The 6,618-nt window shown below is 68.3% G+C and carries 6 protein-coding genes; all 6 read right to left on the bottom strand.

Going from position 1 to position 6,618, the window contains the following annotated elements; genetic code table 11:
• Window positions 1–637: 637 nt before the first annotated feature.
• The 6 genes from FB455_RS31270 to FB455_RS31245 all read right to left on the bottom strand — a co-directional run bounded on the left by FB455_RS31270 (window position 638) and on the right by FB455_RS31245 (window position 6,212).
• On the bottom strand, window positions 638–1,429 hold the full coding sequence (locus FB455_RS31270) for a protein kinase family protein (RefSeq protein WP_145755677.1): 792 nt from the start codon (window positions 1,427–1,429) through the stop codon (window positions 638–640).
• A gap of 12 nt (window positions 1,430–1,441) precedes the next feature.
• Window positions 1,442–1,930, bottom strand: a complete 489-nt coding sequence (locus FB455_RS31265; RefSeq protein ID WP_145755676.1) for a glycine-rich domain-containing protein — start codon at window positions 1,928–1,930, stop codon at window positions 1,442–1,444.
• A 149-nt stretch (window positions 1,931–2,079) separates the two neighbouring features.
• Complete coding sequence (locus FB455_RS31260) at window positions 2,080–2,412, bottom strand: hypothetical protein (RefSeq protein ID WP_091331899.1); 333 nt, start codon at window positions 2,410–2,412, stop codon at window positions 2,080–2,082.
• A gap of 697 nt (window positions 2,413–3,109) precedes the next feature.
• Window positions 3,110–3,787 (bottom strand): GOLPH3/VPS74 family protein, encoded by a 678-nt coding sequence (locus tag FB455_RS31255; protein WP_145755675.1) that lies wholly within the window; start codon window positions 3,785–3,787, stop codon window positions 3,110–3,112.
• Complete coding sequence (locus FB455_RS31250) at window positions 3,784–4,809, bottom strand: acetamidase/formamidase family protein (RefSeq protein WP_414739641.1); 1,026 nt, start codon at window positions 4,807–4,809, stop codon at window positions 3,784–3,786. Before FB455_RS31250 ends, FB455_RS31255 begins: the two co-directional genes overlap by 4 nt.
• Window positions 4,806–6,212 carry an APC family permease gene (locus FB455_RS31245; RefSeq protein ID WP_145755674.1) on the bottom strand — a complete coding sequence of 469 codons (1,407 nt, stop codon included), beginning with the start codon at window positions 6,210–6,212 and terminating at the stop codon, window positions 4,806–4,808. The genes FB455_RS31250 and FB455_RS31245 overlap by 4 nt, the downstream gene beginning before the upstream one ends.
• Between the last annotated feature and the right edge of the window lie 406 nt (window positions 6,213–6,618).

Raw genomic sequence — 6,618 nt, 5'->3', positions numbered from 1 at the left:
TCCGCCGACGACGCCACCAAGCCCAAGCCATGACCAGCCACTACACCCGACAAGCCCTCACCGAGCCGTGATCACAATCCCCGGCTGGAGTACTAGATCGTGACCGGCCAGCGACTCGCCCGGAGGCACCAGACCCACGTGCTCGCTCATAGGAGCTCTGGGCCCACGGATCAGAGTAGGGGAGTCGTCTCAGAGAAGACACCATAGTGACTCTTATCGGTACACCTCTCTGTAGACATAATTGTCATTCTGTGGACGCATCGCCCAGCAGCCGCTCCCGCGACGGCGTCCTGCGGTAGTCATGGAGGGCCTGACGACACCGTCGGCGCCTGACCGCGTAGACCATCCTGCTGCTCGCGAACTCGGAGACAGTGATCAGTTCCCAGCCGAATCGTTCCAGCACCTCTGCGGGCGGCGACGGCCTGTGTGACCTGGTTACCGTCCACGCCACGATGCGACAGGACGATGAGAAGCCGGTACGGGGTCGAGCGGGTCGGCCATCGTTGGCTCCCTGCGGTTCAGGTGCTCAGCGCGCGAGTTCATCCCTGCCTTGCTCGGAGTCATGTCGATGTCTTGTGCCTGGTGTGACCTGGTACTACATGCCCGGTGTCAAGACTGTCGGGCCCTCGGCGGTGGCTCACGGCCTCGATCTACGCCCGCAGGCCCGGTGGATCGCCCAGTCGCCGGTCCATCGGGCGAGGTCCTGTACCCAGCGCTCGGTGTTGTGCCGGGCCTTGGTCGCCCACTTCGCGGCGTTGGCCGAGGCGAAATGGTTGAGCACGTCAGCGCTTGTGGCCGTCCAGGCCGGGAATTGCCCGAGCCAGTCCTCGGCTTGGTCGGCGGTGTGGCCGCTGCCGATCAGCCATTGGACGAGTAATGCCAGTTCGACCCATGCCGCTGCTTTGGTGGCCCAGGCCCAGTCGACGATCCGCAGGCCGTGCGGGGTGACGATCAGGTTGGTCGGGTTGAGGTCGGAGTGCACGAGTGTCCCGCCGTCCATCGCCGGGTGCGTGAACCCGAGCCGGTCGGCCGGGGTGAACCACCGATCGCCCGGCGCCGGCGTCTGCTGAAGGTCTTTCAGGGCGGCGGTGAGCAGGTCGAGATCGGGGCTGCCGGGGGATAGGTCGGGGTGGGGACCGGCGAGATGCTCGGTCCCCACCACCAGCCAGCCATCGGCCTCGAAGTGCCACCGCAGCGCCGGCGGGTACCGGTCGACGGCCTGGGTGACGGCCAGCTCGTAGCGCAGCGACCGGACGCCCCATTCGCCGAAGGCCGCTTTGACGAAGACCGGTCCGGACGGGCCGGTGACGGTCGAGGCGATCTGTGCGTGGTTGCCGTCGGGTGCCGGGGTTACCTCGAACGCTCCACCGACCTGGTCGGTGATCCTGGTGATCACGCTGCGGGGCAGGGTCGTCCAGTCGCTGCGCATCAGGTTCTCCTGTTACCGGCCGGGCTGCGGCGGGTTCGGCGGACAGCAGGACTCGGCCTCACCGCCCCAGAATTCCATGTCGATCTGGTAGCCGGTGTCGTGCAACGCCGCGAGGGTGTAGGTGATCGCGGTGCCGTCTCGCATGGCTTCGGTCAGGATCGGCCGGTGGTGCACGTAGTGGCCGGCGATCTGGTGGCAGGCGGCGGTGTAGGGCTCGCTGATCTGCAGTAGGGCGTGCCAGACGGCGTCGACCGGTCGGGTGGGCACGACCCGGTAGGACTCGCCGGTCGGCAGGAGCATCCCGAAGTCGGGCTTGCCGGCCTGGTCGGCGTGGGCCTTCAGGAAGACCAGGAATTGCCCGACCGCACGCTCGGCGTAGGTGTGGCTCACCTCCTGCCGGGCGGCGAAGTAGCGGGTCAGCTTGTCGAACACCTCGGTCGACACGAGCGTGCGCGGGTCCTGTGCGACGGTCGTGACGGGTCTGTCTGCGGTGATGCTCAAGATTCCTCCTTAATCGCGAACGGGGATGAGCGCGTATCACGTCGCCGTCGGGGCGGTGATGCGAGCGTTTGTCGTGCGGTGATGTGAAGGTGACGTCGCGGCCAGCCGTCGCGGAGGTCCCCTCACCAGCGGCAGGCTGCGGTGCTTGCTCACCGCTGCTCCAGGATCGATCTTCGGAATGGGCCCCAGGCCACGAAGCGGTCGAACATCTCCTGCGGGCTCGGTCCGTCGTGTGGGTTGAGGTGGAACAGGTCGCGCATTGCCTCGAACATCAGCCCGCTGAGGTAGATCGAGAGCGCGGGGAGCGCGGATTCGTACTCCACTTTCAACAGCAGCCGGGCCTGCGGGCATGGCCACGGCTGACCGCAGGCCCGGCATGCCCAGGTCGGCCGTAGCGGGGTGTGCGGAGGCGTCGTTTCGGTTCTGTAGCGCGGCCGATCTGGCGTGGGGCCGGCGTCCGGCGTCTGCAGCTGCGACGACATCACCGACGGCTCCCGGCTGATCGAACCTTCCACTCCTGGCGGGGTTGCTTTCTCGGGCCCGTTCGACGGCCAGAGCCGGTCCACGTGCGTAGATCCATGAGGAAGTACCTCTTTCCTTCGCCGTTGTCGGTAGGCGGTGGCGATGATTCGGTGGCCCGGTGCTGCCGTGGCTACGCGTCGCAGCTCGGGTGACCCCTGCTGCTGATCGCGCCTGCGACGGTGGAGGTTGGTGGCTGGCCGGTCACGGTCCGACGGGGCGCCGGCGTGGGTGGTGTGGTCGCGTTCGAGGATGAGGACGTACGAGAACAGGCCCGCCCGGCGGCCGGTCAGCCGTTCGTGCGCGGCGAGGACCTCGCCGCTTTGCGTTTCGACCAGGAGCTGCGAGGTGGATCCGTCGGCGGTGACGGCGAACGTCAGGCCGGTGCTCTGGCTGCGGTAGGTGATGCCGGTGATGCCGGGGATGTCGGCGAGGACGCGCAGGCTCGTCGCCCGCTGGGCCTGGTCGAGGTATTGGCTGCTCACGAGCGCGACGACGCCGCTGATGAGCAGCCGGGATAGGCGAGGTCGGCGGCCAGCTCTCGGGGCGCTACCGGCCAGCACGTCCGCGTCTTTCAGGAGTGCGTTGAGCAGGTTCACCGCCAAGCCGGTGGGGATCGTCGAGCGGAGCATCACGGTGTCGGGGGTTCCTTCCTCGTGTTTAGCGGTAGGTGGCGGTGGCGAGGTCGCCGACTGCGGCGTTGACGGCGGTAGTGATGTCGCGGACGGGCCGGTGGTGTTGGTCGGCGATGGCGCGCAGTTGGGCGGCGACGGTGGTGGTGTCGTCGTGGAGATAGAGGTGACCGGTGAGGTTGAGGGCGACGACGAGTCCGGCGAGGGCGGCGGTGTGGTTGTCGGGTTGTTCGCGGCCGTCGGCGAGGTAGCGCAGGCGAGCGCGCGCGATGACGGGCCACCGCTGGTGGGTGGGCAGGTAGGTGTCGGCGCGGATCAGTCCGCCGAGTCGGCGGTGGCTGGTGTGGCGGAGGATTCCTGCGGCGTGCAGGCCGGCGCGGGTGCGTTCGTAGAGGTCGTCGGCGAATCCGCGCAGCCAGTGGCGCAGTGGTGGGGCGGGCCGGGTGTGGCGCAGGCTGGTGAGGGCGGCATCGGTGATGAGGTCGCCGACGGGCCGGTCGATGTGCAGCCGAACCCGCTGCTCGCCGACCGGATGGCCGATGCCGTCGAGGGTGGTGCGGCCGGTGAGGACGAGGTCGATGAGGACGGCGCCGGCGAGACCGAGGGCCAGGGCTTGGCGGTGGATGTGGGGTTGGCCGGTGTCGTCGTTGTGGGCGAGCAGGTACAGCTCGTCGCGTAGCGGCAGCCTGGGCACCGGCGTGGTCATGGCTGCCCCTGGGTGAGGCTGCGGAGCCGGGCGTGGGCGTCTGCGTAGGCGGGCTGCGGCTGGGGGAGGTGGGCTTTGTCGATGGCGGCGAGGATTGTGTAGTTGGGGTCGCAGACGTTGCCGATCGGTGCCCGGCCGGCTTGGGAGATGAGCTGGTAGGCGTCGAGGGTGTCCAGGCGGCAGAGGTCGGCGGTCCAGGTGGTGAGGTCGTGGTGGGCGATGCGGTAGGCGTCCTCGAGTGGTCGGGCGCAGCCGATGGACATGATTGCGGTGTCGGTTTCCAGCCGCGGCCACGCGGTGGGAAGGCCGCCCTTGATGACCTCGACGGCGAGGGTGGTGATGGTGGCGATCTCCACCGCGACACCGCACGCTTCACCCTCGCCTTGGCGGGCGTGTCCGTCACCGAGGGCGAGGAGCGCGCCGTGGACGTTGACGCCGAGGTAGAGGGTGGTTCCGGCGCGCAGTTGCGGGGTGTCGAGGTTCCCGCCGTAGTAGTCCGGGACGATCGTGGCGCGGGTTTCCATCGCGGTGGGGGCGACGCCGATCGTGCCGATCATCGGATCCAGCGGCAGTTCAACGCTGTGGTCGCTGGTGGTGGCGCAGTACCGCACGGTTCCGGCGGCGGGGTCGATGTCGTAGACCCAGACGCGCTCGTCGAGCGGTGGTTGGAGGGTCGCGGTGTGCCCGGTGGAGGTCAGCGCCCCGAAGTACGGGAAGGTCGCGGACACACCCCAGTCCCGGGCCGGGACGATCGAGGCGATGTGGACGGCGAGGGTGTCGCCGGGTTCGGCGTCCTCAACGAAGAACGGCCCCGACACCGGATTTAGATACGGCATCGCGCACACCTGCGACGGCAGGTCCGCCGGACCGCGCACCCGGCCGCCGAAGCAGTCCTCGGTGTGCACGGTGAACACGTCACCGGAGCGCACATGCGCTACCGGGATCCGCCCGCCGAAGGTGTAGGCCAACTCGTCACGCGCCGGCCGATACGTGAAGTGACTTCCGGAAGACACCGTGGTCACACCCGCTCCAAGTCACGAGCGGACCGCTGCACTGGCGCCAGGCCGGACAGCGACGGGCGGCGGCCGGACAGGTAGAGGCCAGCGAGCACGACCATGCCGAGGGCGAGCCAGGCCAGGCCGAGGCGCTGCGCGGCGATGTTCGCGTTGACTACTACGTAGGCGAGGATCGCGAACCCGATGGCGGGCGTGACGAGGTGTGCCCACCAGTTGCGGCTGTGCTGGCGGATGAGGTGGTGCGCGACGACGGAGATGTGCAGGACGAGGAACGCGACCATCGCCCCGAAGTTGATCAGTGATGACAGCAGGGTGATCCCGTCGGCGCGGGTGGCCATGTACAGGCCCAGCGTGAGGGACACGGCGCCGGTGAGCAGGGTCGCGTTGATCGGCACGTTCCGGCGTACCGACACCTTCGCCAGAAAGGCCGGGAGTTGCCGGTCGCGGGCCATCGCGTACAACAGCCGGGACGTCGCGACCTGCGCGACCATCGAGTTCGGCAACCCCCACGCCATGGCCGTCGCCACCGCGCACAGCGTCGCCAGCCAGCCGCCGCCGGCCACCGCGGCAGCATCGTAGAAAGCGGTGCCGTTCGGATCACCCTGCGCCAGGAGCACGCCCGGATCGGGGACGAGCATCGCCGCCAGCCACGTCTGCGCGATGAACAACACCCCCGCCAGGATTAGGACAGCGGCCATCGCCCGGCCGATCTGCCGGGAACCGCCCCGGGTCTCCTCGGCCAGCATGCTGATGCCGTCGAAGCCCAGGAAACTGAGGACGGCGATCGACACCGCCCCCGCCACCACCGACCAGGTGAAGGTGTCGGCGTTGTAGAACGCATCCCAGCTGAACCGGCCCCTGCCCGAGGCGAGGGCCCAGCAGGCGACGGCCAGGAAGATCGCCAGGACGATCAACTCGCCGACGAGCATCACCCGAGTCACCACGGCGGTCATGCGGATGCCGACCGAATTGACGACCGTGTTGACCGCGACGAATCCCAGCAGCCACAGCCACACCGGCACCGCCGGCACGGTGGTGTGCATCGCCACCGAGGCCACCAGATACAGCAAGCCCGGCACGAGGACGTAGTCCAGCAGGATCACCCAACCGGCGAGGAAACCGACCGGCGCGTTGATGCCCCTACCCGCGTAGTTGTAGACGCTGCCCGACATGGGGAACGCCTTCACCATCTGCGCGTACGAGAACGCGGTGAAAACGAGGGCCACCACACCGACCGCGTATGCCAGGGCCACCATCCCGCCGGAGCCGGCGTACACGCTGCCGAAGATCGCCATCGGGGCGATCGGCACCATGTACACCAAGCCGTACGCGACCAAGTCCCGGAACCGCAGCCTCCGGGCCAAATCTTGGCGGTAGCCGTAGCGCGCCAATTCATCCTGTGGCTGCATTGGACCCTTCCATCAAAGTCGTAATGGGCACCGGGACATCAATCACCGTGCCACCCGTGAAACGCTTATCGCTCCGAATGGTGGCTCGCCCTGAACGGCTTGGTCGATACCGCAGATGCGGACAAGGATTGTTGTCCGCATCGACGCTGCCTCGAGAGCCGACACGAGAGGGCGGGTACGTAACAAGGAGGCATCCAGCGGCAGGGACACACCGCTCGGGCGTAGAGTCGGTCGTCTGAGCACTCGCGGCGCCTGCAGGACCCAGACCAGCCGCTGCCTTTGCCGACGTCCGGACGACCGGTTGAGGAGCCTGCCGTCGTCCGGCCGCTGGATGGTCGTTCGAGGAGGACATGTGAGGGTGGCGGCGCACAGGACCGCCGAACTATCGGTTGACGACGCAGTCCGC

This window comes from Micromonospora sp. CNZ296, from assembly GCF_007827635.1.
Note: the sequence above shows the minus strand (reverse complement) of the source record. Positions and strands in the feature narration are given on the sequence as shown.

Coding starts and splice junctions, on each gene's coding strand:
- FB455_RS31270 (WP_145755677.1), bottom strand. CDS start 1,429: ATGCGCAGCGACTGGACGACCCTGCCCCGCAGCGTGATCACCAGGATC.
- FB455_RS31260 (WP_091331899.1), bottom strand. CDS start 2,412: ATGTCGTCGCAGCTGCAGACGCCGGACGCCGGCCCCACGCCAGATCGG.
- FB455_RS31255 (WP_145755675.1), bottom strand. CDS start 3,787: ATGACCACGCCGGTGCCCAGGCTGCCGCTACGCGACGAGCTGTACCTG.
- FB455_RS31245 (WP_145755674.1), bottom strand. CDS start 6,212: ATGCAGCCACAGGATGAATTGGCGCGCTACGGCTACCGCCAAGATTTG.